Below are 25,923 nucleotides of genomic sequence, written 5' to 3'. Positions count from 1 at the left end.
TTGAGTTAATACCCCAAATAAATCCAGTAACCCACCAGGATCGACCACACCAACCCCACCAGAAACATCACGGGGTCTTTCAGAAGCGATTCGGTGGGATCGCCACTCTGGCCGCGTTTGACGATGAGCAGGTAACGAAACAGACCTAAACAACAGAGCGGCACGGTATAGACCAAGCGATGATTGGTGATGACGTACAGGGTGTAGGTTACCAGCACCGCCGCGCCGGAAATGTACATGTACCCTTCCAGCGTTCCTGGGGGATACCCTTCCAGCACCTTGCGATGGTCGGCGGACGCCTCGCCGAGGAGTTGCTTCTCGCTCAACCGCTTGCCGCAACTGAGAAAGATCGCCAACAGCAAGACCGTGAGAAAGAGCCAGTCCGAAACCTTGACATCGAAGGCCACGCCACCGGCGAAGACGCGAAAGACAAAACCCGAGGCGATACAGAAAATATCGAAAACCGGCTGGTCTTTCAAAGCAAATGAATAAGCAAAGGACAGGCCAAGATAAGCCAGCAGCCAGCCAATAAAAGGCAAAGAGATGCCCCAGCCTAAAACCAGCGAAACCGCGAGCATCCCCACGGCCAAGCCGACAGCAAACAAGGGCGACACCGCGCCACTGGCCAACGGCCGATGCTGCTTGCGCGGATGCACCCGGTCGCTTTCGCAGTCGCGCAGATCGTTGAAAACATAGGTAGCGCTAGAAGCGAGACAAAAAGCGACAAAGGGGGCCAGACCCTTTTGCCACACCCCCGGCAAAAAAAGACTGCCCCCCAGAAAGGGCGGGAAGAAAAGAAGGAGGTTTTTCAGCCACTGGTGGGGGCGCAGCAGCTTGAGCACAACCCAGGGGTTCATGACCCTTCCAGTTTCTTGATAAATGTTTTAGCCGCTTGCAGATAATGGGCATCGGCCGGGGCTTTCTCCAAAGCCGCCCGGAATGATTCGAGCGCAGCTTCTTCATCCCCCAACTGCAGTTGGTATTTGCCGATCCGGTAACGAGTAAAGGCATTCGGCCGCACCCGCTGGGCTTCAAGCAACCAGTCAAGGGACTCCCGTTGGATTTCCCGTTGTTCTTGCTCGGTAACCGTGCCCAGACGGGCATCGTTGATCTTGACCAGCGCCAGAAGCAGATCATGATATTTCTTGTGTTTCTTGTCCAGATGGATAATCAGCAGATCACGGGCTTGGGCATGATCACCACGGGCAGCATAACGTTGCGCCAGATTAAAATCGTCGACCAGATACCCGCTCGTCGGATTATCCTTCTGCATTTGAACCAGAATCGCTTCCGATTCCTCCATCTTCCCCTTGCGCAGTAAAGCCGAGGCCAGTTCCGCTTTCGCAGCCGGCAGATTAGGGCTCTTCGCCACCGTGTCGCGATACAGACGCTCGTTGTCCTGCCAGATCCAGGCACGGTGCAGGGTCGAGGCGAAGAATACCAGCAAGAGGAGAATCAACGCTTGCGAGCCACGCCGTTGGAGCAAGGGGCGCAATCGAGCCAGGCCGCGAAACAGATAGATACTCGCCATCGGCGCGAAAAGCGCCACCGGAGTATAAAGATAACGTTCGGCCAGGGGAGTCCAGGCCATTTTGCCGAAGGGTACCAGAACCGCCGGCGCCAGCACACAAAAAGCCATCAGGCCAAAAGCTTCCAGAACCCGCCGCCGTACAGCCAGCCAGAAAAGCACTCCCGCCAGCAGCAGCCCAGCCAACACATACCAGCCGGAGACTTCTATAATGCCGAAGTTCAACGGCCAAGGGATGAGCAGTTTCTTGAAGTAGAAGCCATAAACCTTCAACGCCACGCGGATTTTATTCAACAGATCGTAATCGCCGGCGGCAACGCCCTTAAGCGCCGTACTGACCCCGGTGTCCCGAGCTATGGCCAAATGACGAATAACGAAATAACCGACCGTCGCCAGCACCGGTGCCGTCAAGGCGAACCACTGCCGCTTCAAACGACCTATAAACGAAAGGCCCTGCTCGGGATAAACCACCACCATCCAGAACAGACCCGGCAAGATAAAAACCGCCACCTCCTTGGCAAGACAAGCCAAGAGCAAAGCCACCCCCGCGCCAATCGAAGCCAGAAGATTGCGGGACTGCAAACCAATCAGGGTCAACCAGACCGCGAGCAACATGAACAATCCCGACAGCGGATCGGTGCGGCCGGAAATCCAGCAAACCGATTCGGCCGTCAATGGATGCAAGGCAAAAAACAAGGCAGCAAAGAGGGGAATGATTTCTTCAGAGTGGTCGAACAGACGGGTCAAGCGGCGGGTAATGGCATAGACCAAGAGGGCGCAGCCAAGGTGCAGCAGAATATTTTCCAGGTGCATGAACGAGGGTAGCGTGCCCCAGACATCTCGATCGAAATAAAAAGTCAGACTGTTTAACGGCCGATAATAATAGCGTTTCGAATCGGGGAAAAAATGCTTCTGCAAGTCGAAAGGTCCGGCATTTTCGATGCCGTTGATCATTTTAAGGTCATCGACCGAGTTGTAACCTGCATGCAAGGTCGGATAATAAACCAGCAGCGTCAACAGGCAGGTAATCAGCAGGCCATGCCACAGCTTCAACCGCATGAAACACCCTTGGAATCACGGACCAGGGAAAGGAAATAATCCTCAACATCACGGCGATGCGGTTCGATCAGATCGAAGGAACCTCCGGTAGCCAGCATTTGCGCGGCAAACGCATCGAATCGGTCACGGGGTACAAAAATCTCAACGATGCCGTCGCCACAATCAACCGCCCCGAACGAACTCACGGACGCCAAGGCGACACCGCACAACCGGCAGAAATAGCCATCCACCCCTTCGCGCAACAGGTCACTGACCACTCGTTCTTCCTGCAACACTCCGTTGACGATCACTCCGATACGGTCACAAACCCGCTCAGCATCGGCGGTAACATGGGTGCTGAAAAAGACCGTTTTCCCACGTTTCTTGAGATCGAGAATGATCTCCTTGACCAACGCCCGACCAATGGGGTCAAGACCGCTCATCGGCTCATCGAGAATGTACAGATCAGGATCATGCAGCAGGGTCTGGGCCAATCCTAACCTTTGCACCATGCCCTTGCTGTAACCCCGCATGGGGCGATCAGCGGCGGCCTGCAAATCCAACAGGGTAAGCACTCGGTTACTTTCGGTAAGGATCGCGGCATTTGACATGCCGAAAGCCTCACCGACAAAGCGCAAATACTCCCGCGCCGTGAGAAAGTCGTAAAACGCCGGATTTTCGGGCAGATAACCGACCCGCTTGCGCGCCGCCGGGTCAGCCACCGGCACTCCGAAAAGTCGGGCATCACCGGCTGTAGGCCTGATCAGCCCCATCAATGTCTTGATGGTGGTACTCTTACCCGCTCCATTCGGGCCGAGAAAACCGAACACTTCACCCGGCTTGATTTCCAGGGAAAGGGAGGTCAAAGCGTTCACCCGCTTTCCCTTTTTACCTCGATAGATTTTTGACAGGTAGCTGATTTGAATAGGAAGAATTGACACTTGGCTCACTCGGCTGAATCCGGAACCGTCGATGGATTCGACGCAGGGTTTGAAGACTGAGTAGAAAAGCTGAACTTGCTGGTACTACGAACCTGCCCGCTTTCATCGAAATAGAATGTGCCCCCATAGGGGTCAGCAGGGATCTCGGCAAGAAAACCGGATTTGAGCAGTTCATGAATACTGTCAGGTAACCGGCCTTCTGCTTCGGAAAAACGATCACGAGCTTGTTCGATAGCCAAAACGGCCTCGAATGCGGCAATACGTACACTGAATGTCTTTTTAATCACCGGATTCCGAGCGCCCTTTTCCAACGAGGCAAGATAATCGATTGCGATGCGGGTTTCCCCGGATTCCTGCAGATAGCGTCCGGCCAATCGCGTGAAGAGAGATTCCCCTGAAAGTTCGCCGGCACGCATATACATGCGCGCAGCTGAATCGTAATCCTTTAAAAAGTAAGCGTAATTGAACCCGGCAAAAAAAGGTAGTTGCCAGTCCCAGGTGCGGTATTTCATGCCGTATTCAAGGAGTTCGTTGGCCAGTTGGTGCTGACCGACATCCCAGGAAAGAATCGCCTGCCCGAAATAATAGCCGTCCATATTATAGGGATCAAGCTGCAAGGCGGCATGCACGGCTCGTGACATGGACGGATAATCAGCGATTTGAGCTAGTTTCCGTACATTCGATATTTCAGATAACGTTCCAAAATAGAGAAAAACCTTGGTCAGAATCGATGTTCCAACCAGTTCCTGGTAGTCGGGAAACAGGGCCTTAAGAACTTCCGACCTGGGAATCAGCCCCAATTTTTCAGCATAAGGCTTTTGGCCCATATGTCGGGAGAAAGGTCCAATGATCGTACCAAAGATCAGAACCAAGAACGTAAAAAGCAGTAAATATCGACGAACCGAGATCATTGCTACCTACCCCAATTCGCGCCGAGTGAAGATTAAAGCGGCCAACGTCAAGGCCATAGCTGTATAGACAACAAAATAGCCCAAAGTCAGACCCAACCCCGGCAGGTCGAGAGGCAAAGCATAAATAGCATTGACTTTGAGATCGAAAGCGGAAAAGTTCGGAAGAATATAATAAAGAGCCGAGGCCGCTTGCCGCACCAATGGAGAAAGCGTTTGTCCGGCTGAAGAATGGACATAGTCATAGGCCTGCTGGCTGGCGCCGCCAACCAGAAAGGTCGCAATCGTGCCGAAGATAGGCAGGAAGAAAGATGTGCTCACCGACGAAAAAAACATGGCGATCGCTACCAGCAAAATACATTTGAGGGCGTCGAAGCCAATAGCCGCCAAGACATTAACCCAAACGACAGGGCGATCCGGCGGGTAACCGAGAGAGACAAAAAAAACCACCAAAATGGAAAGTAGGCCAAGCAAAGCAGCGGCCAATAACAAAAAACAAGAAATCCCAGAAAAACGTTTTAACAAGTACCTTGTTCTGCTCAGAGGAAGTGTAAGAACACTATGCGTATATCGTCGCTCCATGTCCTTCCACAGAGAAATACCGCCAAGAAAAACCGCCAGTAGTAATAAAATAAACGACTCAAGGGAAAGACAAAGGGTCAGCGAGAGCTCCGTCACCTGACGCATGGAAAGAGTACTAATGGAAGGAATCACCAAGAAAATCAGTGAAGCAGTGAGAATCCCTTGAAAAATCCGATCCCGAAAAATTCCCCGTAACGTAATGCTAAACATGAAACCTCTTCTTAATTTACATTGGACAAAATAATATTTTTTTAAAAAAAAACGGGATGCCTAAACATCCCGTTTTTTTTGTGAAAGTAATCGATTTTTACATTGCGCGCCAAGTTGTGGCATCGAACTCAGAACTATCACTAGCTGTGGGGGTATCGGCTTCAGTCCCAACGACAACATCCCCGATAGTCTGATAGATAGCGGTACTATCGAAATAACTACCGTAAGTCTTAGTTCCATTCATATGCTGAGCGACCAAGGCATAACCATTCACACCGCTAAGAGCGGCAACGCCTACACCTGTTGAAGTTTTCCCGATGTTAGTCGCAGTACTCGCTGTAGCATCATCTGAGGATCCATAAACAGTTTTCCCCGTTGTATCCTTAGAGCTCAAATCCATATCGAGCGTATTAGCAGAAAAAGCAGAGGTTCCGAACAAAAGAAGTGCAGCACTAATTATTAGTATTTTTTTCATGAACGAACTCCTTTTTTATTGAAGGGTAGAATTATTAACGATAACTGAGATCAACAGGGTATTCCTGATTGTCAGCCATATAGGCTTCCATGCCGGTTTTAATGTTTTTCAGGTCCGAGTTGGCCGCAGAGTTGTACGCTTTCTGCCGATAGCTAGCGAACTGCGGGATAGCAATCGCCGCCAGGATGCCGATGATCGCGACGACGATCAGCAGCTCGATCAGGGTAAAACCCTTTTCAGACTTTCTGAATTTGTTCAACATGTGTTTTTTCTCCTTTCGGGTTGAAGAACGGGAGCGCCGCCAAAGGGTGACCGGTCAGTCCACTTGCCGGGTCGCTCATCTTGAATTGGTTTGTATGCCTTGTCTGTATACAATCGGCGTGCCAAATGCGACGTTGCCTTTTGATATAGCATTAACCTACGGAATTTCAAGGCTTAAGAAAAATATATCCGCCCCTGTCAGATAAAAGTAAGAGAACCTCAACATTTTGCGGCAGGGGTTTTGACAATAATTGTCACCGGAACGGGAAACGATGCGGTTCCTTCGTCACCGCATCCTACCAGCTTCCGAATCGCACCGATGTGCGCCCGATTGGGGCGAGGGACGATCTATCCACCCGGAAGCTCCGTGCCGCGATTCATGATTTCGATATAGCCTGCGTAACTGAACAGGCGGTTGCGTTTCTGGGCGGTCAGTTCCTTGACGATGCCGAGCTGCACCAGATGGCCGAGGGCCTTGTTGACCGTGGCCGGGGTGATGCCGGTCTTCTCCACCAGCGAGTTGGATGTGGCGATGGGATGTTCCATCAGTGCCCGGTGAACCTGCAGGGTGGTCGCCGCCGCCCGGCCGAGGCCGCTGATCTTGTCGCGATCCCGGTTCGACAGGTCGAGAAGCTGCTGGGCCGTTTCCACCGCCTGGCCGGCGGTGACGATCACCGCCTCGGCGAAGAAATCGAGCCAGGCTTCCCAGTCGCCGGTCAGCCGCACGTTGCCCAGCAACTCGTAATAATACTGACGATGGGTCTTGAAGTAGAGGCTGAGGTAGAGCATCGGCTTCCGTAAAACCCGCTGCTCGCACAACAGCAACGTGATCAGCAGCCGACCCAGACGACCGTTACCATCGAGGAACGGGTGGATCGTTTCGAACTGCACATGGGCCAGCGCCGCTTTGAGCAAGACCGGCGTCGGCTCCGGCTGGTCGTGGAGGAAAAGCTCGAGCTTGCTCATGCACTCCGGCACCTCTTCGGCGGGGGGCGGAACGAAGGCCGCGTTGCCCGGCCGAGTGCCGCCGATCCAGTTCTGACTGCGCCGGAACTCACCCGGAGTCTGGTTGTTCCCCCGGCCCTTGGCCAACAGCACGCCGTGAATCTCGCGGAAGAGCCGCAGCGACAGCGGCAGCCCTTCTTTCAGCAGGCGCAGACCCTGGTCAAGGGCGGCGACATAGTTGCTGACCTCCCGCACATCATCCAGCGGCACGCCGGGCACCTGATCCAACTCAAAGAGCAGCAGATCGGACAGGGACGACTGCGTCCCCTCGATCATCGAAGAGAGCACCGCCTCCTTGCGGACGTACATGTAGAGAAAGAGCGAGGTATCCGTCAGCAGGGTCGAGACGCTGTCCAGCCGCCCAAGGGCGAGCAGCGCCTGATCGAACTTGCCGCGCAGCTCCGGCGTCCAGTCGATAGGCGGACGCGGCGGCAGCGGCGCGGGCACAAAGGCCCGGGCCTTCTCCCCCACCGTCGATATGGTCACGTATCTGCCTTGGAGTTCTCGCTTCATCCTGAATGCCTCGAACCTAAAATAAGATTCAGCTTTATTTTAACTTTATTTTATATCCTAAAATAAAGAGGCGGGGTGAAAAAATCAAGGGGATTTTCTCGGTGTCCTTTGTGCGCTCTGTGGTGATGATTGATGGACCGCATCCTCCCTCCCGCCACATGCCGTTGACTCCCCCCGATTGAACAAAACCGAGCGCATTCCCCCTGCTAGACGCGCAGCGCCAGGAGGCGGGTCAAGCGAGGGGTTTTGATTTTCGCGGTTTTTCCTTCATGCCCTGGGCCTCGATGTACCGCCGGATCGTTTCCAGCGATACTTCCCCGACGCTGCCAACGAAATAAGCCCGGTGCCAGAAGGCCGGCTTCCAATAAAACTGGGAGATATGCTCCGCGAAGCGGTTCCGGGCTCTCCGGGCCGATGCGGTTTTCAGGTTGTTGACCAAGACCGAAATGTCCAGCGCCGGATGGATGGATACCAGCAGATGGACATGGTCGGCCTCGCCGCCGAACTCGATCAACTCGCATCGCCAGTCGTCCAGAATCTCGGAGAACGCCGTCTTGAGATAGTCGAGAATCGGCGGGGAGAGCACTCGCCGCCGATATTTGGTGACGAAAACAATATGCAGCCTAATCGAATAGACGGCATGACTTAGCGATTTTGTTGTTTGATTTCCCATGCGGCTTAATGTATCATAACAGTATGCAAATCGGCAATAAATTCCGCATCTACCCGACGCCAGAACAGCAGCAGATCCTTTTGCGCTGGATCGGTTGCCAACGGTTCATTTACAACGCCAAGGTCGGCGAGGACCGCTATTTCCGCCGGTTCCACCGGAAATCTCCGGCGTTGTGCGGAGAGCCGATCCCCCGGGATCAGCAGTATGCCCATTTCATCACCGAACAGACCGCCTTTCTGCGGGAAGTCCCTGCCGTCGTGTTGCGAAACGGAGCCTACCGCTGGCGGCAGGCGTACCAACGGTTCTTCTCCGGGGCCTGCCAGGGCCGCCCGAAAATCAAATCCCGCAAGGGTCGGCAATCGGTCCTGCTCACCCGCGAGCTCTTCGAGTTGGCCCCTCACGAAGACGGAATCCGCTTGGCGGTTGGAAGCAAAAAGTTCCCTCTGGGCGAGATCCCGGTAAGAGCGCACCGGCCGGTCGAGAAGACGCCCGCGTCGATTATTCTCAGCGTCGAATCGGGACAATGGCATCTGTCCTTCGCCGTCGAGGACGGAGCGCCGGAACAGACCGAAGCCCAGATCGCCGCCGAGCTTCAACGGTTGGGCGAAGAGACTCTGCTTCAGGCGGCCCGGGGCATCGACCGGGGCGTGGCAATTCCGGCGGCGGTCTGCGACGGCAGCCGGTTCGATTTCTCTCCCATCCAGAAAAAGCGGTTGACCGGAGCCGAGCGCCACCGCAAACGCTGGCAGAAGATCGCCGCCCGGCGGGAAAAGGGTTCGCGCCGGAGAACCAAGGCCCATCAGCGGGCGGCCCGGTATGCCCTCTACGAAGCCCGGGTCCGTTCCGACATGGCTCACAAAGCCAGTCGAGCCCTGGTGGACGATCTTCAGGCCCGGCTGTTCGTCTTCGAGGATCTGCGGACAAAAAACATGACCCGCTCGGCCAAGGGGACCGTCGATAAACCGGGGCGCAACGTCCGCCAGAAAGCCGGACTCAACCGGGCGATTCTGCACAGCGCCTGGGGCCGGATTCATCAGTTCACCCGTTACAAGGCCCGGCGCATGGGCAAGCTCGCCATCGTCGTGCCGCCTCACCACAGTTCGCAGGAATGCCGCCTCTGCGGCTTCACTTCCCCGGGCAATCGGCTCACCCAAGCCGAATTCGCCTGTCAACGCTGCGGACACGCCGAGAACGCCGATTTTAACGCCGCCGGAGTCGTCAAATTCCGGGGTGTGCGGTTACTTCTTGCGGGGGAGATCGAGTTCAAAGCGCCGCGCCGCAGCGGCATACGGAAACAACTAGGGCCGGAACGGTCCGAAGTTACGCCCGGGGAGAAGGTGTCAGCCGTTCGGGAGCCAACGCCCCGAGCGCCGTCTTCGCGGAACCGGGAAACCCCCACTACAACACCGGCAGGTGTTTAGTGGCGGGAGAGTTCATAGAGTATAAAGCAACGGACTTTCGCTGGAGTTTCCCTTGGATAAACGCATTGCCTGCCATTGCTGCGACCTGTTGCACGAGGTTCGTCCCCTGCCCCCCGGTGGGGTCGCGCTCTGTGCCCGTTGCGGGGCAATTCTCTACCGCTACAAGCGCAATCCCCTCGACCGCACCCTGGCCCTCGCCCTCACCGGCCTGATCCTCTTCATCGTCGCCAACACCTTCCCCTTTCTCGCCATCGAAAAGGCCGGACTGACCCGGAAGATGACCCTGGCGACGGGGATTTTCGAGCTCTACCGGGAAGAGGTCTATCTGGTGGCGGCGCTGGTCGCGCTGACCACCTTGCTGCTGCCGCTGGTGGAACTGTGCGCCCTGCTCTATGTTTTCGCCCCCTTGCGCCTGGGCCGCCGCCCGCGCCTGCTGGCGCCGGTCTGGCGGGTGATGGCGCGGGTGCGGGCCTGGAGCATGATGGAAGTCTTCATGCTCGGCATTCTCGTGTCGCTGGTGAAACTGGCGAGCATGGCGACGATTGTGCCGGGGGTGGCGGTCTATGCCTTCGGCGCGCTGATCGTCGTCCTCACCGCCGCCTTCGCCGCCATCGACCCGCACCTGGTCTGGGAAGCGCTGGAGAACCGCTGATGGCCCTGACCGCGAAAGAGGCCGGACTGGCCGCCTGCCATGTCTGCAATCGGCTGATCCCCGTCGGAGAGCTTGCCGCCACCGGGCACCGCTGCCCGCGCTGCGGCGCCGGCGTGCATGGGCGCAAGACCGACAGCCTGGCGCGCTGCTGGGCACTGGTGCTGGCGGCGGTGATCTTCTACTTTCCCGCCAATCTGCTGCCGATGACCCACACCGGCTTTCTCGGCAAGGTGCAGAGCGACACCATCATGAGCGGGGTGCTCTATTTCTTCGCTTCGGGCAGCTGGCCCATCGCCCTGGTCATTTTCATCGCCAGCGTCTTCGTCCCCCTGCTCAAGCTGCTGGTGCTTGCCTACCTGCTGATTTCGGTGCAACGGCGCAGCCATTGGCGGCCGGCAGAACGCACCCGACTTTACCGCATGACCGAAATCATCGGCCGCTGGTCGATGGTCGACATCTACGTGGTGACGATCCTCGTCGCCCTGGTCAAACTCGGGGCGCTGGCCAACATCGAAGCCGGTCCCGCCGCCCCCCATTTCGCCCTGGTGGTGGTCCTGACCATGTTCGCCGCCATGGCCTTCGATCCGCGATTGATTTGGGACCGGATGGGGGAAGAAAGTAAAGATCTTTCTCACCACAGAGTCACAGAGAACACCGAGAAATCAGTATATTAAAGGATAGTTTCAAGCTTCAGGCATCAGGTTTTAAGTGTTTGACCAGAACAAATTTCCCCAGACCCAGCCCAGTCCCTGAGCGGAGTCGAAGAGGGCAAAAGCAAAGGCGTTTCAACAGGGATAAAGGGGATGAAGGGGATAAGGCTTTCCGAATTTTATCCCTTGCATCCCCTTCATCCATGTAATAATTAGAGTCTTTTCCGCACCCTGAGTGGAGCCGAAGGGCCTACCCCTACGTTCGCCTGTTCGCGGGTCCGACAACCGGCTTTCCAGGTTGTATCCCATGCATCCCTTTCATCCCTGTAATAATCAGAGTATGTACGCACCCTGCAACTCTCCGTCTGTTTTGACAGGTGTTCGGACAAATGCTAGATTTTGTCTACAAATCGAGCAAGGGGGTTCTCATGGCCAGACAATCTGCTGAAGAAAAAAAAATCCTTGAATCTCTGCGCGCCCTTCCACCCGAAAAAAAATCTGAGATTATTGATTTTATTGAATTTCTAAAAACAAAAACGGTGAAGAGCGAACGCCGCAGCCTGAAAAACCTCTGGAGTCGATTTTCCGTTCATATCTCAGAACGGGAAATCTCGGATCTCCGTAAAGAACTGTGGGAGAATTTCCCCAGAGGCAACGAAAAATGAGCGATATTTACCTTGATACCCATACCCTGATCTGGCTTCTGTCCGAACCTGAAAAGCTATCGCCAATCGCCTCGGAAGCCATCGAGCAGACCGGGAAAACCCACAGTAAATTATATATTTCGGCCATCACGATTGTCGAAATCGTTTACCTTGTCGAAAAGGGCAGAATTCCACGAGAAGCCCTCGAATTATTACTGGAAGCCGTTGACGACCCCGCTACCGGACTCGTCGTCGATACGGTCGATCTGAATGCCGCCCTTGCCGTTAGAGAGATCCCCCGCAACGATGTTCCCGACATGCCGGATCGTCTGATTGCCGCCTCGGCACTTCATCACGATATCCCCCTTATCACAAAAGACGAAAAAATCCGGCGATCCCCGGTTCAAACTCTTTGGTGAAATTCGCACCCTGCCCGAATCGAGGCGGAGGACGCGGACCGAACAGGGCGCACGCGGTGCGACCCTACAGTAATATTCGTTGATTCGGCAGGTAAGGGCGCAGCATGCTGCGCCCTTACGTTCGCTCCCCCCTTTGACAAAGGGGGGCTGGGGGGGATTTAACAGGGGGCGCTTACAAGCAAATCCCCCTCGTTCCCCCTTTTTCAAAGGGGGAGGCTTCATGGGCAGATTGCCGCCTCGCACAAAATAGCTTTTTCAAGGATAAAACACCCCATGACCGAAACGACCGAACAACCGCAAGCGGCCGAGGTGGTGGTGAGACGCCGCCGGTTGCCGTCGCTGATCTGGATCATCCCTATCGTCGCCGCCGTCATCGCCGCCTGGCTGGCGGTGAAGGCGGTCAACGACCGGGGGCCGGTAATCACCATCCGCTTCGACTCGGCCACCGGCCTGGAGGCGGGCAAGACCAAGATCCGCTACCGCGATGTGGATATCGGTCTGGTCGAGGCGGTGCGCCTGGACGAGGATCTGACCCATGTGCTGGTCTCGGCGCGCATGGACCGCCGCGCCGCGCCTTTTTTGGTCGATGACAGCCAGTTCTGGGTGGTGCGGGCGCGGGTCGCCGCCGGCGAGGTGTCGGGGTTGGGCACCCTCTTTTCCGGCGCCTACATCGCTCTCGCCCCCGGCCGGGGCAAGACCCCGGCCAGCCATTTCATCGGCCTGGAAACCCCGCCGGCGCTCACCGGCGACCAGCCGGGGCGCAAGTACATCCTCAAAACCAAGCGCCTCGGCTCCCTCGATGTCGGCTCCCCGGTCTATCACCGGCAGATCCAGGTCGGCCGGGTCATCAGCTACCACCTGAGCGAAACGAGCGAAGAGATCGAACTCGGCATCTTCATCGAGGCGCCGCACCACGAGCGGGTGCGGACCGGCACCCGGTTCTGGAACGCCGACGGCTTCGATTTCGCCCTTGACGCCAACGGCCTGCGGGTGGACAGCGAATCGCTCTTGACCATCGTCTCCGGCGGTATCGCCTTCGCCTCGCCCGAGCCGACCAAAACCGGGGAGATCGCCGGGGAGAACAGTCAGTTCATCCTTTACCCCAACCGCCGCGCCTCGCTGGAACCGGTGCATCACCTCAAGCAGCGCTACCTGCTCTACTTTAACGAGTCGGTGCGCGGCCTCGTGCCCGGCGCTCCGGTGGAGTTTCGCGGCATCCGCGTCGGCCAGGTGGTCTCCGTCGAACTCGAATTCGACACTGAAAAGATGGAGTTCCGCATTCCCGTGGTGGTGGAAATCGAGCCGGAGCGCATCCGTCTCACCGGCGACGGCAAGCTTTATCCCGAAGATCTCACGCCGAAGCTCATCGACAAGGGGCTGACCGCCCAGCTGAAACAGGCCAACCTGCTCACCGGCCAGCTCGCCATTGCCCTCTCCATCGAACCCAAGGTGCCGAGGCTTGCGCGGAGCGAGGATGATCCCTATCCGCGCATCCCCACCATCCCTACCCCCTTCGAAGAGTTGACCGGGACGGTCACGCGGATTCTGAAAAAGATCGACGACCTGCCCCTCGACCGTCTCGCTGCCGGGGTGGAACAGGATCTGGCGAGTCTCGACCAGACCTTGAAGGCGGCGACGGGCACCCTTGAATCCTTCGACACCACCCTGAGCGGCTTGAAAGACTTGACCGGCCATCTCGACCGCGAACTGGCGCCGGCGGCGAAGTCCGCCATCGAAGAGATGCAACGCACCCTGCACGAGCTGCGGGCCAACTTCGGCTCCGACTCCCCCTTGAGCAGCGACGCCCGTAAAGCACTGGAGGAATTTTCCAAGGCGGCGCGAGGCATCCGCGACCTCACCGACTATCTCGAACGCCACCCCGAATCGCTGCTGCGCGGCAAGAAAGGGACCGCCCCATGATCCGTTATCTGCCTTATCTGCTCCTGCTCGGCCTGCTCGGCTGCGCGACCACGCCGCCCGCCGCCTTCTATACCTTGAGCCCCGGCCTTGCCGCACCGGGGACAGTCATCCCCTTGACCCTGGGGTTGACTCTCAGCGAGTTCCCGGAAGCCCTCGACCGCCCGCAGCTGATGCTGCGCAGCGGCGAAAACCGTCTCGATATCCAGGAACTGCACCGCTGGGCCGCCCCCCTCGAAGGCCAGGTGCGGCGCGTGCTGCGCGAAAACCTCGCCCGGTTGACGCAAAGCCCACGCGTCGAAACCCATCCCTGGCCCACGGATTTTCACCCCGAGCGGCAGATCCGCCTCGCCGTCAGCCGCTTCGACGGCCGCCACGGCGCCACGGCCGATCTGCAAGCGCGCTGGAGCCTGCACACCGCCGACGGCACCCTGATCCTCAGTCGCACCGCCACCTACAGCGAACCAGCCGGGAAGAGTATCGAAACCCTCGTCGCCGCCCAGAACCGCCTACTTGAGCGGCTGGCGGTGGAAATCGGTGGTTCAATGAGGAGTGAGGAGTGAGGAGTGAGGATCACCGCAAAAACGGCCCCTTCCGGTTTTCTGGAAGGGGCCGTTTTGATTTTGTCACCTGGCACTGGTCACCAATCCTACAAAATCACCAATTCCTCATTGCTGAAGGTGATGTTTTTCAGGCCCTGACCGCCGACGCGGAAGGTGTTCTCGATGCCGACGGCGCCGAGGCCGGGGTAGACCGCTTTCGGCTCGAAGGCGAAGGTCATGTTTTCTTCCAGCGTCTGTTCGTTGAAGCCGCGGGCGATGAAGGGATATTCGTCGATCTCGACGCCGATGCCGTGGCCGATAAAGGAAACCTGGGCCCCCTTCGAGCCCATGAAGTGATCGGCGTAGCCGAGCTCGCAGGCGAGGTGGTGACAGTCATCGTAGAGCGCCCCCCAGCTAACGCCGGGGCGGGCGATCTCCTTGAGCCGTTCCTGAATTTGGCACATGTCGGCATAGGCCTTACGCAGCGACTCGGGCAACCCACCGATGCAGAAGACCCGGGTCTGGTCAACCAGGTAGCCGTCGAAAGCACCGGCGAAGTCGACGATGATCGGCTCGTTGGCCTTGATCGACTTGTAGCTCGCCCCCTGGCCGATGGAGGGATTGACCCCCATGCCGCCGAGGGGGGTATCGAGAAAGGCCGGGGCGGCGCTATCGACGCCGGAGAAGATGTGCCCGAAGAAGAGTTCGTTGTTGAAGGCGCGCATACGGGTGATCCCCTGGTGGCCTTCCTTGCGGGCGACGAACTCCAACTCGGCGGCCAGTTCCAGGTCGGTGATACCAACGCGGATGACCTCTTTCGCCCGCTGGTAGACCTTATCCACCTGCAGGGCGGCATCCTTCATGATGTCGATTTCGTAGGCGGATTTGACCGCCCGCACGGTGCGGATGAGCGGCGTGGCGTCGCTCACTTTCGCCACAGGCAAGGCCGCCTGGAAACGCTGAAAAAGGGCCACCGGCACTACGTCGAGCTCCATGCCCAGACGCTGAGGTAAAGAATGACCGAAGTCGGCGAGGCGAGCGGGAATGTCCTTCGGGCTTGTGAAGGGATGAACCTCGCGCAGGCCGCATTCCATCCGCGCCCGGCCGTAATCCTTGCGGACGAGATAGAGGGGTTCGCCGTCGGCGGGAACATAGAGCGCCCCCTGCTGCACGGAGCCAGTGAAATAGAAAAGATCGGCACTCTGGATTATCAGCACGGCGTCGAGACCGGCCGGTTCCATCAAGGCCTGGAGTTTTTTACAGCGAGCTTCCAGTTCGCTCGCGGGAGTAAGGCGCATGGATTTTTCCCTTCGGAAAAAGACTGAAGACTGAAGTCCGAAGGGAAAACGATTCCTTCAGCCTTCAGTCTTCAGCCTTCGGTCTGAATTTAAGCTGTCTCCACCCCGGCGGCGTCTTCGAGGCGGAGTTCGCGAATGGCCATTTCCCGCAGCTTGAATTTCTGGATCTTGCCGCTGGCGGTCATCGGGTACTCGTCGACAAATTTGACGTAGTGGGGAATCTTGTAGTTGGCGATGCGTCCCCGGCAGAAGTCCTTGATCTCTTCTTCGTTACAGGACACCCCCTCCTTCAGCTTCACCGCCGCCATGACCTGCTCGCCGTATTTGACGTCGGGCACGCCGTAGACCTGCACGTCCGCCACCTTCGGGTGGGTGTAGAGGAATTCCTCGATCTCCCGGGGATAGACATTCTCGCCGCCGCGGATGATCATGTTCTTGATGCGGCCGGTGATCTTGCAGTAGCCGTTCTCATCCATCACCGCCAGGTCGCCGGTATGCAGCCAGCCGTCGCCGTCAATGGCCTTGGCGGTCTCCTCGAGCATCTTGTAATAGCCTTTCATCACATGGTAACCGCGGGTGCAGAGTTCCCCCTGCTTGCCGGGAGGAAGGGCCACACCGGTCTCGATATCGACGATCTTCACTTCCACGTTGGGCAGGGCGCGACCGACGCTCGCCACCCGCAATTCAATGGGATCATCGGTACGGGTCATGGTGATGCCGGGAGACGATTCGGTTTGGCCGTAGGTGATGGTGATCTCGGAACAGTGCATGTCACGGATGACCCGCTTCATCACCTCAATGGGACAGGGGGAGCCGGCCATAATGCCGGTGCGCAGGGTCGAGAGGTCGTACTTGCGGAAGGCGGGATGCTCCATTTCGGCGATGAACATGGTCGGCACGCCATGCACGGCGGTGCAGCGTTCGGCCTCGATCGCCTTGAGCACCGCTTCGGGATTGAAAGTCTCCACCGGCACCATGGTCGAGGCGTGGGTAACGCAGGCGAGCACGCCCAGAACGCAGCCGAAACAGTGGAAGAAGGGGACGGGAATGCAAAGTCGATCCTTCTCGGTGAACTTCATGCACTCGCCGATATTGAAGCCGTTGTTGACGAGATTGTGATGGGTGAGCATAACCCCCTTGGGGAAACCGGTCGTCCCCGAGGTGTACTGCATGTTGATGACTTCGTACTCGTCGAGCCCGGCCTTCACCGCCGCCAGTTCGGTGTCGGCGATCTTTTCCCCCAACCGTTCCAACTCGGCGTAGGCGAGCATCCCGGCGGGGGCGGGCGCACCGAGGAAGACGACATTCTTCAGAAAAGGGAGTTTGGCGCTGTTCAGACGGCCCAAGGGTGTGGTCGCCAGCTCAGGAACAACGGCGTTTACCGTCGCTACGTAATCGGTATCCTTGAAACCCTTGACCAGAAAGAGGGTGGTGGCGTCGGACTGGTTGAGGATATATTCGAGTTCCGCCGACTTGTAGCTGGTATTGATGGTGACCAGCACGGCGCCGATCTTGGCGGTGGCGAACTGCAACACAACCCACTCAGGGACGTTGGTCGCCCAGATCGCCAGATGCTCCCCCTTCTTCACCCCGATGGCCAGCAGTCCCTTGGCGACCCGGTCGCAGAGGGCGTCGAACTCCCGGTAATTGAGACGCAGGCCGCGATCGGGATAGACGAGGGCGTCGTTCTCGGGAAAACGCCGGGCGGCATCTTCGAGCAGAGCGCCCATGGTGAAATGCAGCAGGTTCGACATGGCGAAAAACTCCTTCAATGGGCGGGATCAAACCCCTGTTCAGCCCCGCGAAACTTTTGTTTTAAAACGTTATCTTACTGTTTTCAAAATGTTTTTTTGAATATCACAGGGCCGGGGCAATAGTCAATGGAAAAGGCGGAAGATGGGGCTCAGCGAAGATTAGAGGACGATAGAGTAAAATGATCTGCCTATTTATTAGGCAAAATGCCAATTCATCCCGAGGCACGGTGGGTTAGAAAAAAGAATGGGACTTTTCCACATGGCCATCCACAGCCGAATGTGGACGGGACAAAAATAGTCAGCGCCCCATCCGAGCATCGAGCCATTGGGCGAACTCCTCGGCAGCGAGGGGCGGGCTGTAGTAATAGCCCTGAATGTTGATGCAGCGCCGGGAAAGAAGATAATCGAACTGTTCCCGTGTCTCCACCCCTTCGGCCACCACCTTGAGACCGAGATTGGCCCCGAGGGCGATGATCGCGGCGACAATCCCCCGGCTATCGGCATCCTCGGGCAGATCGCGGATAAAGGATTGATCGATTTTCAAAGCATCGATGGGAAAGTGTTTCAGGTAACTGAGGGAGGAATAGCCGGTGCCGAAATCGTCGATAGCGATGCGGAAACCCAGTTTCTTGAGATTCGCCATGGTCGAACGAACCTGATGGGTATGATGCATCAATACTCCTTCGGTGACTTCCAGGATGAGATCGGCGGGGGCGATCCCTGCCTCTTCCACCCTGCGCTGCATATAATCGTCGAGCCCGGGGCGCTGAAACTGGCTGACGGAGAGATTGATCGCCACCGGCACAAGCGCCCTCCCCTGCCGCTGCCATTCCCGTAGCTGACGGCAGGCAGTAGCCGTTACCCAGTCGCCGAGAGCCAGGGAGAGACCGCTTTCCTCGGCCACGGGGACGAAACGATCGGGGGCGATCAGCCCGAGTCGGGGATGGCGCCAGCGGACCAAGGCTTCGGCGGCGATGACCTGGCCGCTGTCGGCATCGACCTGAGGCTGATAATAGAGAAGCAGTTCATCCCCGTCGAGAGCCCGGCGCAATTCGTTTTCCAGACGCATCTGTGCCAGGGCGCGGTCATTCATTTCCGGAGCGTAATAACCGATCTGCCCCCGGCCCCGAGCTTTGGCCGCCTGCAGGGCGCCGGCGGCGTTTTGCAGCAGCACCGCGGGTTCGTCGCCGTCGTCGGGGAAGAAGGTGATGCCGCAGCCGCAGCTGATGAAGATTTCCTGGCCGTCGATGATAAAGGGGGAAGCGAAAGAGGAGATCAGTTCCCGGGCCAAATGCCCGGCATCGATGATGGCCTCGCCCAAAGGGAAAATGACGGGAAAGGCCCCGGCGCCTAAATGCCCGACCAGGCCGCGCTCCCCCACCAGCCGCTGGAGTTGCTTCCCGACCTGGCATAACAGGCTGTCGCCGCGGCCATGGCCGAGGGCTTGATTGATCTTCTTGAAACCGTCGATATCGATCAGAAGCAAGGCGAAGGCCCCGTTGTCCCGGTGCCGGGAGCGGTCGATTTCCCGCGCCAGTTCGGCAAGAAAGGCGGCCTTGTTGGGGAGCAGGGTAAGCTGGTCGTGATGGTCGAGGAAGCGGACCCGGCACTCAGCCCGACTGCGCCGCCGCGCCTGGCTGTCCAGGCGCCAACCGCCGCCGAGAATGATCCCCAGCCCCAAAAGCCAGAAGAAACCTGTGCCGGCATAGGCCAGCCAGAGCCGGGGGCGACGCACCTCCCGCAGGGGAGCAATGGCCACCGAGACACTCAGCCCGCCACGCAGGTTACCGAGCTCGTAGCCCTGATGGGCGTGACATTTGAGGCATTCCGCCTCGGTTTTCAGGGGAAGCAGATAGCGGAGAAAGTCGCCGGCATCGCCGTCCATGACGGCGGCGACCTCTTTTTCGCCGGCGGCGAGACGGGCCAGGGCGGTCCGTTCCCAGGCATCGGGAGCGTTGGCGGGGTTGATCGGCTGGAGGCTGGTGATGCGACCGGAAAGGCCGAGCAGGCTGGTTTCGAGCTGAAAGACCTCGCGCAGCATATAGGCGGGATTGACCATGGTCAACACCCGCCCGGACGGGGTGACCACATCCCGCTCGGGGAGATTGGAGAGATAGGGGTTGGGAGGCGTCGTTTCGTCCGCCTCGACGTAGACGCCGCCGTGACGGGCGTTCCAGTGGCGATAGACGATCATCTTCTCGGCCAGGGTGCGGGCCTGGACTCTCGCCAGTTCTACCGTTTCCCGCTCTTCCTTGCGCTGATTCCAGAAGAGGCCGGCCACCGCCAGCGCCGTCCAGACCAGGACCAGCAGCAGAGCGCCGATCCTCAGCAGGCCAGTATCATCCCCCCTGGCGAACCATCGCGCCATCATCCCCCCTTGTGCCAAGAGACGCGGGCGGAAAAGGAAACCCCCTTTCCGCCCGCGCAATTCTTCCCCGCATCAGGAGAAGCTGTCCAGCCTATTCCGCCTGCTGTGTCCGCGAGGTGGGGCTTTCCGTCGTTACCTTCACCGGCAGGGACTTGCTGTTGAAGCGGACCTGATTCCCGAAGGGATCTTCCACCATCTGCTCGGGCTTGAACTGGACCTTGGTTTCGCCGCGGTCGTTGAGATACTTGTCAAGTTCGAGATCGATTTCGACGGGAAGTTCGACTCCGGCCTTGCCCAGGGCCTGGCGGAGCAGACCTTCGGCCTTCGTGGCGAAGGCGGTGGAGTCGGAAAGAACCCGCGCCGCCTCGGGCGGATTGTGGAAGCCCATGGAGTTTTCCGCACCGATGAAGATCAGGCGGAAGAAGCTGTCAAAGTAGAATTCCTTGGCCTGGTCGTAGAGGGCCTGATCGACCACGGTCCCGCCTTCCTGGGCCTTGTGGGTAAGCTCAAAGAGCTTGGCGACGGTGGCGTTGGCGTAACCGGCGCGGATCTTCATCGACACGGTACGATCCTGGATGTCGTAAACCCGCTGCCGCAACCACTCGGGCCCTTCGGCATGGCACTGCTGGCAAGCCTTGAGATCGGACTTGAGGGGGCTGGCAACGCGATGGTCGGAAACCTTTACCGAACCGACCTTGGTGTAAGGCATATGGCAGTCGGTACAGGAAGCGCCGGCCATCCAGTGAACGCTGCTGTTGGAGTAAAGTTCAAATTCCGGATGGCGAATGAAGGGGAGCCGGAAGCCGGTCACGGTCTGTTTCCATTCGAGAACGGTGGGATCATTGCGGAACTGGGCGATGATATTCTCGATGGAAATATTCCCCAGCTTACTCCCCTGCCAGGGGAAGTAGAGGCCCACCGATTTCTTGTTATCGTTCTTGGGAATCGCATAGGTGACATGGCACTGGGCGCAGACCAGGGTGCGCATCTGCTGGGTGGTCAGCTTGCTCCGGTCGACGCCCATGACATTCAGGGCCTTGCCCAGGGTGAATTCACGGGAAAGCTTGAGCTTCATCGTCTGGCTGTCGTGGCAGTCGACACAGGCCACCCCGAGCTCACGATGCTTCTCGGGAACCTCGGCGAGCACCTCCTTGTAGGGCTTCATGTAATAATTGACGCCCATTTCCTCTTCGAGCTTGGGCGCATAGGGGGTCTTACAGGTCAGACAGACGCCGCCGGAGCCAAGGCGGGACTCATCAATCTTCAACTGGTCGCGAACCATGTAGGCGTGGCCACGCGGCTCGTTAAACTCGATACCAAACCCCCAGCCGTTGAAAAGCAGGGCCATATAGGGGTACTGAGAAAGCTTGTCGTAGGTGATGCCGTCGGCGTCCCAGCCTTTTTTGTACTTGCTCTTGCCGGCAGGCTGCGGCTCTTCGGTCATTTTCCACAGGTCATAATGGACCGGATAGGCCTTGCCCCACTCGGCCGGGTCCATTTCGCCTTCAGCGATCTTCACGGGGCGCACCGCCTCGGTCTTCTCCGGCTGGCATCCGGCCAGCAGCAGCGCCGCCAGCGCCGGCATCAACAGGACTGCGATAGGGAATTTCCTGAACATAAGTTTTCGCCTCCTTTTTCTTCAGGTGAACGGATCGAAGGGGATGTTATAGAGTCTGAATGGTGCCGCTGGTCTGATGCTGAACACCCCGGTGGCATTTCCAGCAATCCCGGGTGTCGTCGATCATCGACACGGTCGTTTCGTGGCAGCGTATACAGTTGGCCTGCAACACCTTGCGGCCATGACCGGTCAGCTCGATGTCGTCGGAAACCTGTCCCGAATAGAAGAGAACCGCATCCTTGAGGCCGTCGATGGATTTCCAGATGTAGTGGACGGTGGCATTCTGGTTCGGCAGATGGCAGTCGACGCATTTGATGTTGCGGTGGGCGCCCACATGGGCCCAGGCGTCGTACTGCGCCTCCATGACGTGACAGCCGGCGCAGAAATCGGGTTGGCTGCTGCGCGCCAGCATTTTCGGCGGCCCGAACATGACGAAAGCCGACACCGCGATCAGGATAACGACTCCGGCCAGTCCCAGCCAGAAGAACTTCTTAAACTTTCCCATTTACTTCACCTCCCCTCGAAAAAAATATCGTGACGGATAACCGGCCGTGCGCATACAGGTTGCGTCGTAAATGTGCCTTAAACTTTACCAGAACTGTGCCATTACGCAGCCGCGCCCCAAGATTTTTTTAACCCATTAAAAAACCCGGGCTTTTCTCGATGAAAAGATCCCGGGTCGTTTTTTCGGCGCCCTTTTGAGGCGCAAGATGTCACTAAAAGGTAACGGCTATGCGTCGATCATGTTACTGGAAAGTGACGCTTCGACGATGTCCAAACGCTGCAATTTCTCCCACAGGGCCTTGCGGGAGATTCCCAGAGCGCGGGCGGTTGCGGCGCGGTGTCCGCCGTGCCGACGCAAGGCCGCAAGCAGAAGATGCCGTTCATAATCCTGCAGGGCGCTCTTCAGAGTTCCCTGCCCGACAACGGCCGCGACCGGGTGAGCCGGCTGCCCGCCACCGAATTCCGCTGGCATGTCGGCAAGTTCGACAACCTCCCCCGCGCCCAGGGCCACCGCCCGCTCCATGGCGTGCTTGAGCTGGCGCACATTGCCGGGAAAGTCATAAGCCAGCAACCGGGCGCGCGCCTCGGCGGAAAGGACCGGCGTCGGCTTGCCCATGCGCCGGGCGAAATGGGCGAGGAAATGTTCCGCCAAAGGGAGAATATCCTCGGGCCGACGACGCAAGGGGGGAATGTGAATGGGGATGACATTGAGGCGAAAATAGAGATCGGCACGAAAACGCCCCCGGCGCACATCCTCTTCCAGATCACGGTTGGTGGCGGCAACAATGCGCGCATCGACGGGGGTCTCCCCTTTGCCGCCCACGGCCTGGACCGAACGCTCCTGCAGCACCCGCAGCAGCTTGGCCTGGGCAGCCGCGGGCAAATCACCGATCTCGTCGAGAAACAGCGTTCCCCCTTGAGCCTGGAGAAAGCGCCCGGGCCGGCTGCCGACGGCGCCGGTGAAAGCGCCCTTGACGTGGCCGAAGAGTTCCGATTCGACAAGCTGTTCGGGGAGCGCCGCGCAGTTGACGTTCACCAGGGGTCCACCCCGACGGGGGCTGAGGCTGTGTAGGCGGGCGACGAAAAGCTCTTTGCCGGTACCGCTCTCGCCGGTGAGCAGCACGGTGGAATCAAGGGGGGCGACCGCTTCGACCATGGCCAAAGCGGCCTTGAGCGCCGGGCTTTCGGCGACGAAGGTGTCGGCCGTAAAGGGGCGGGCCAGGATCTTTTTCAGCTGGAGATTTTCCTCCGAGAGATCCTTTTTTTCGGTGATGTCGCGGCTGACAAGAAGGGTGCCGCGATAATCCCCGGCGGGGCCGCGCACCGCCGTATAGGTATTGTCGAAATAACGCCCCTGAGCCTGGATGACCCGATGCCGGTTCACCGCCGTCCCGTTTTTGAGACAGTTCAGCAGTTCGTCGACCAAGGCATGCACCCGCGGCGGATGGAGATCATGAATGGGGCGACCGATGAATTTCGCGGCGGAGATCCGGCGGATCCGTTCAGCGGCGGGGTTGAGATAGCGGATCCGATCCTCGGCGTCGAGAAAAATCACCCCTTCGTTCATTTCCTCGATGATGGCCTGAAACATATTGTCGGGAGGATTCATAACCATGAACGACTCCTTCATATTCTCTTTTCCCCTATCCCTTGCCCTTCTTCTCCTTGGCCAGCAGCATGCGCCGGGCATTGTTGACCAGCACCGACGACACCTCCCGGCTCTTGGCCAGGGATTTGAGATCCTTGTCGCTGAGAATACCCATGAAGCGCAGTGCCTTGGGCAGCGGGGTGCGGCCGTGCATGACCAGCGCCCGCTTGATTTCATAATTCTTCAGCCACTCGTTGTTGAGGGTGATGAGCCGGATCAGTTCTTCACTGGAACTTTTGTTCTTGGCGACGGCAAGAACCTCGCCGTCGGTGATGCGGGGATTTTTCAGAACTGCGCCGGAGACCAGCTTGTTGGCGTCCTTGATCAAAATGGTGCGCCATTCTTTGTCGCCGGTGAGCGCCATCTTGATCTTTTCGGCCACGGGCATCTCCAGCGATTGCTGGTATTTGGAGAGATTGACCGCCTCCTCTTCGCTCCCCTCCCCGGACTCGGCGTCGGCCTCATCCCCCGCTTCCTCAGCCTCCCGAGTGGGAACCGCCAGACCCAGTCGCACCTTGGTCTCGGCATCGACCCGGGGGTTGGTGGCGAGCGCCTCGCGCAGTTCGGGGCGATTTTCGAGCAGTCGTTCCTGGGAAGCGAAGAGGGCGAAGATTGCTCCCCGGCAATGGCCGGCGATATTGATCAGGGTCTGGGGGGTGACGTCGGGGGATTTGAGCAGGGTGCCGATGACCTGGACATCGTCCAGGCGCACCCGCGCGATCAGTTCCAGATGTTTGGGATGCAGTTCCCCGGGGGCGGCGATGAGATTGGCGAGTTCGCCGCTCTCCACGGCGGAGAGGGCGGCAATGACCGCATCCTTGACCCCCCGGTCGGGACTCTGGAAGAGAAAGAGGAAAACGGTGAGAAGATCCTTGCGGGACAGGGACGCCTCACCGCGCAACGCCGCCAGCTGCTCCGCGCGGGAGGCCTCCTTGACCAGGTGGGCCACCGCCGGCGACACCAGCAGCTGGTTCGACCTAGTTCCGCTGTGCGGCACCGCCGGCCTCCTTTCCGCCGGTCGCCGTGAAAAGCCTTTCACGCCGTCGGTTCATCATAACCGCCTCACGGGTTGCGCAGAACCCGCGCCTCGAGCCCGGCGGTTCGGGCTCGAGCGGCGGCGGTTTCCGCCTGGGACTTATCGGCAAAACCGCCGAAAGAGACCCGCCACAAGGTGGTATCCAGATTGGCTCGCTCCTCGGTGACGGAGACGCCCCGGGCGGCCAGGGACTCGATGGCGGCCCGGGCCTTGTTCGGGTCGCTGTAGGAACCGGCGTAAAGGGCCAGGGATTCCCCTTTGGGCAGGGTGAAGTTCTTGGGCACTACGGGCTCCAGCTCCCGCGCCTTCGCCCGGGCGATTTCAGGGGGATAGACACCAATCAGAAGCCGGGTCATGACCTGGGTTCTGGCCAGGGGCGTGACCTGGGCCTCATAGCCGAGATCCTTGATTTTCCGAATCGCCTGATCGCGGTTGGCGGTTTCGCCATAGGCACCGGCCTGAATCACAAAGGGTCCGCCGGCGCTCGCCACCGCCGGCGGGACGGATTTTTCCAGGACGGATTTTCCCGGCAACGGTTTCTCCGGCGCGGGTTTCGGTGGCGGCGTGGTTTTTTTTGTCACGATTTTTTGCGGAGCCGGTTCCGGGCTCTTTGCCGGGGGAAGGGAAGCGACTCGCACCGGTTCGGGAGCGGCCTTGACGGTCTTCTCCTCGCGCGGAGCGATCGTCCGCTTCGCGGGCTGAGCGAACTCGCCACTCTCCTGGGGCTTCGGCGGATGAGAGACCGAGGCGGGGGGTTGGATCGCCGTCGTCGAATCCGTGGACCAGGCGGCGCCGATCGGCTGCGTTTCAGGTTCAACCGCCGGGGGGATTTCCTGCAACGTCCCCCGGGGAACCTCCGTCGCTACCGCCACCTGCCCTTCCGCGACCGGTGGCGACGTACCTTCGCCGACGGCTACCGATCCCCCTGCGGGGCGTTCCGGCATTTCCAGGGTCTGTTTGGTCGGGAGCGGTTCGGTCTTGGACCGGGCATCGGGCGGCAAGGGGCTGGACGTGAAATAGTAGAACCCCACGGCGGAGAGAAGCATAACCAGAGCGCCGTAATAAAACATGCGCGACGACGGCAGCAAGCTCTTGCGTCGGGGATGATCTTCCTCCCGCAGGGGTGAGGAATCGGCCGGGGGCTCCTTGGACACGGCGCCGTCATCCCCCCAGCCCTCCTCGGCAAGAGTGAAATCCTTGCTCGATTCGGCGTCGAACTGGCCCCAGCCGTCATCGGAAGTAAAATCGTCGTCGAGCTGTCCGAATGTAAAATCCTTATCGTCATCGTCCTTCATAGTGTCCCTGCCTTATCCGGTTA

At 58.6% G+C, this 25,923-nt stretch carries 24 protein-coding genes; 7 read left to right on the top strand and 17 right to left on the bottom strand.

Annotated features, from left to right (window positions below; all coding sequences use genetic code 11):
• Positions 1–5: 5 nt before the first annotated feature.
• The 9 genes from RBR25_RS07570 to tnpA all read right to left on the bottom strand — a co-directional run bounded on the left by RBR25_RS07570 (position 6) and on the right by tnpA (position 8,134).
• On the bottom strand, positions 6–857 hold the full coding sequence (locus tag RBR25_RS07570) for a decaprenyl-phosphate phosphoribosyltransferase (RefSeq protein WP_432818939.1): 852 nt from the start codon (positions 855–857) through the stop codon (positions 6–8).
• The gene (locus RBR25_RS07565) at positions 854–2,587 is read right to left on the bottom strand and encodes a hypothetical protein (protein WP_432818938.1); all 1,734 of its coding nucleotides are present in this window, start codon (positions 2,585–2,587) and stop codon (positions 854–856) included. The genes RBR25_RS07570 and RBR25_RS07565 overlap by 4 nt, the downstream gene beginning before the upstream one ends.
• Positions 2,578–3,441 carry an ABC transporter ATP-binding protein gene (locus RBR25_RS07560; protein WP_432818937.1) on the bottom strand — a complete coding sequence of 288 codons (864 nt, stop codon included), beginning with the start codon at positions 3,439–3,441 and terminating at the stop codon, positions 2,578–2,580. Before RBR25_RS07560 ends, RBR25_RS07565 begins: the two co-directional genes overlap by 10 nt.
• 71 nt (positions 3,442–3,512) lie before the next feature.
• Positions 3,513–4,418 carry a hypothetical protein gene (locus RBR25_RS07555; RefSeq protein WP_432818936.1) on the bottom strand — a complete coding sequence of 302 codons (906 nt, stop codon included), beginning with the start codon at positions 4,416–4,418 and terminating at the stop codon, positions 3,513–3,515.
• Positions 4,419–4,424: 6 nt separating this feature from the next.
• Complete coding sequence (locus RBR25_RS07550) at positions 4,425–5,207, bottom strand: ABC transporter permease (protein ID WP_432818935.1); 783 nt, start codon at positions 5,205–5,207, stop codon at positions 4,425–4,427.
• A gap of 97 nt (positions 5,208–5,304) precedes the next feature.
• Entirely contained in the window at positions 5,305–5,682 is a 378-nt protein-coding gene (locus tag RBR25_RS07545; RefSeq protein WP_432818934.1) for a hypothetical protein, read from the bottom strand.
• Positions 5,683–5,716: 34 nt separating this feature from the next.
• Positions 5,717–5,944: a type IV pilin protein gene (locus RBR25_RS07540; RefSeq protein ID WP_432818933.1), complete on the bottom strand. Its 228-nt coding sequence runs from the start codon at positions 5,942–5,944 to the stop codon at positions 5,717–5,719.
• 347 nt (positions 5,945–6,291) lie between these two features.
• On the bottom strand, positions 6,292–7,461 hold the full coding sequence (locus RBR25_RS07535; RefSeq protein ID WP_432818932.1) for a Fic family protein: 1,170 nt from the start codon (positions 7,459–7,461) through the stop codon (positions 6,292–6,294).
• Positions 7,462–7,693: 232 nt separating this feature from the next.
• The gene (gene tnpA, locus RBR25_RS07530; protein WP_432818931.1) at positions 7,694–8,134 is read right to left on the bottom strand and encodes an IS200/IS605 family transposase; all 441 of its coding nucleotides are present in this window, start codon (positions 8,132–8,134) and stop codon (positions 7,694–7,696) included.
• An 8-nt stretch (positions 8,135–8,142) separates the two neighbouring features.
• Between tnpA and RBR25_RS07525 the strand changes: the two genes are divergently transcribed.
• The 7 genes from RBR25_RS07525 (at position 8,143) to RBR25_RS07495 (ending at position 14,400) form a co-directional block, all read left to right on the top strand.
• The gene (locus RBR25_RS07525; RefSeq protein ID WP_432818930.1) at positions 8,143–9,555 is read left to right on the top strand and encodes an RNA-guided endonuclease InsQ/TnpB family protein; all 1,413 of its coding nucleotides are present in this window, start codon (positions 8,143–8,145) and stop codon (positions 9,553–9,555) included.
• Between the two features lie 52 nt (positions 9,556–9,607).
• Positions 9,608–10,207 carry a paraquat-inducible protein A gene (locus tag RBR25_RS07520; protein WP_432818929.1) on the top strand — a complete coding sequence of 200 codons (600 nt, stop codon included), beginning with the start codon at positions 9,608–9,610 and terminating at the stop codon, positions 10,205–10,207.
• Positions 10,207–10,881, top strand: a complete 675-nt coding sequence (locus RBR25_RS07515; RefSeq protein WP_432818928.1) for a paraquat-inducible protein A — start codon at positions 10,207–10,209, stop codon at positions 10,879–10,881. The genes RBR25_RS07520 and RBR25_RS07515 overlap by 1 nt, the downstream gene beginning before the upstream one ends.
• 404 nt (positions 10,882–11,285) lie before the next feature.
• Entirely contained in the window at positions 11,286–11,522 is a 237-nt protein-coding gene (locus RBR25_RS07510) for a DUF2281 domain-containing protein (RefSeq protein ID WP_432818927.1), read from the top strand.
• Complete coding sequence (locus tag RBR25_RS07505; protein WP_432818926.1) at positions 11,519–11,920, top strand: type II toxin-antitoxin system VapC family toxin; 402 nt, start codon at positions 11,519–11,521, stop codon at positions 11,918–11,920. Before RBR25_RS07510 ends, RBR25_RS07505 begins: the two co-directional genes overlap by 4 nt.
• A 273-nt stretch (positions 11,921–12,193) precedes the next feature.
• Entirely contained in the window at positions 12,194–13,840 is a 1,647-nt protein-coding gene (locus RBR25_RS07500) for an intermembrane transport protein PqiB (protein WP_432818925.1), read from the top strand.
• Positions 13,837–14,400, top strand: a complete 564-nt coding sequence (locus RBR25_RS07495) for a PqiC family protein (protein WP_432818924.1) — start codon at positions 13,837–13,839, stop codon at positions 14,398–14,400. Before RBR25_RS07500 ends, RBR25_RS07495 begins: the two co-directional genes overlap by 4 nt.
• A gap of 86 nt (positions 14,401–14,486) precedes the next feature.
• Here the strand turns inward: RBR25_RS07495 and RBR25_RS07490 are convergent, their stop codons facing one another.
• From RBR25_RS07490 to RBR25_RS07455, 8 genes are all read right to left on the bottom strand, one after another.
• Positions 14,487–15,677, bottom strand: a complete 1,191-nt coding sequence (locus RBR25_RS07490) for a M24 family metallopeptidase (RefSeq protein ID WP_432818923.1) — start codon at positions 15,675–15,677, stop codon at positions 14,487–14,489.
• An 89-nt stretch (positions 15,678–15,766) separates the two neighbouring features.
• Positions 15,767–17,431: an AMP-binding protein gene (locus RBR25_RS07485; RefSeq protein ID WP_432818922.1), complete on the bottom strand. Its 1,665-nt coding sequence runs from the start codon at positions 17,429–17,431 to the stop codon at positions 15,767–15,769.
• Positions 17,432–17,729: 298 nt separating this feature from the next.
• Positions 17,730–19,802, bottom strand: a complete 2,073-nt coding sequence (locus tag RBR25_RS07480) for a putative bifunctional diguanylate cyclase/phosphodiesterase (RefSeq protein WP_432818921.1) — start codon at positions 19,800–19,802, stop codon at positions 17,730–17,732.
• 88 nt (positions 19,803–19,890) lie between these two features.
• A complete protein-coding gene (locus RBR25_RS07475) occupies positions 19,891–21,417 on the bottom strand; it encodes an ammonia-forming cytochrome c nitrite reductase subunit c552 (protein ID WP_432818920.1) in 1,527 nt (508 codons plus the stop codon).
• Positions 21,418–21,463: 46 nt separating this feature from the next.
• A complete protein-coding gene (gene nrfH / locus RBR25_RS07470; RefSeq protein WP_432818919.1) occupies positions 21,464–21,922 on the bottom strand; it encodes a cytochrome c nitrite reductase small subunit in 459 nt (152 codons plus the stop codon).
• 225 nt (positions 21,923–22,147) lie between these two features.
• Complete coding sequence (locus RBR25_RS07465) at positions 22,148–23,536, bottom strand: sigma-54 interaction domain-containing protein (protein ID WP_432818918.1); 1,389 nt, start codon at positions 23,534–23,536, stop codon at positions 22,148–22,150.
• A gap of 28 nt (positions 23,537–23,564) precedes the next feature.
• Complete coding sequence (locus RBR25_RS07460; protein ID WP_432818917.1) at positions 23,565–24,566, bottom strand: hypothetical protein; 1,002 nt, start codon at positions 24,564–24,566, stop codon at positions 23,565–23,567.
• A 65-nt stretch (positions 24,567–24,631) separates the two neighbouring features.
• Entirely contained in the window at positions 24,632–25,900 is a 1,269-nt protein-coding gene (locus tag RBR25_RS07455) for an SPOR domain-containing protein (RefSeq protein WP_432818916.1), read from the bottom strand.
• Positions 25,901–25,923: the final 23 nt, after the last annotated feature.

Source organism: Trichloromonas sp., from assembly GCF_034006665.1.
GTDB lineage: Bacteria > Desulfobacterota > Desulfuromonadia > Desulfuromonadales > Trichloromonadaceae > Trichloromonas.
The sequence above is the reverse complement of the archived record's forward strand: the minus strand, read 5'-3'. Positions and strand labels throughout refer to the sequence as shown.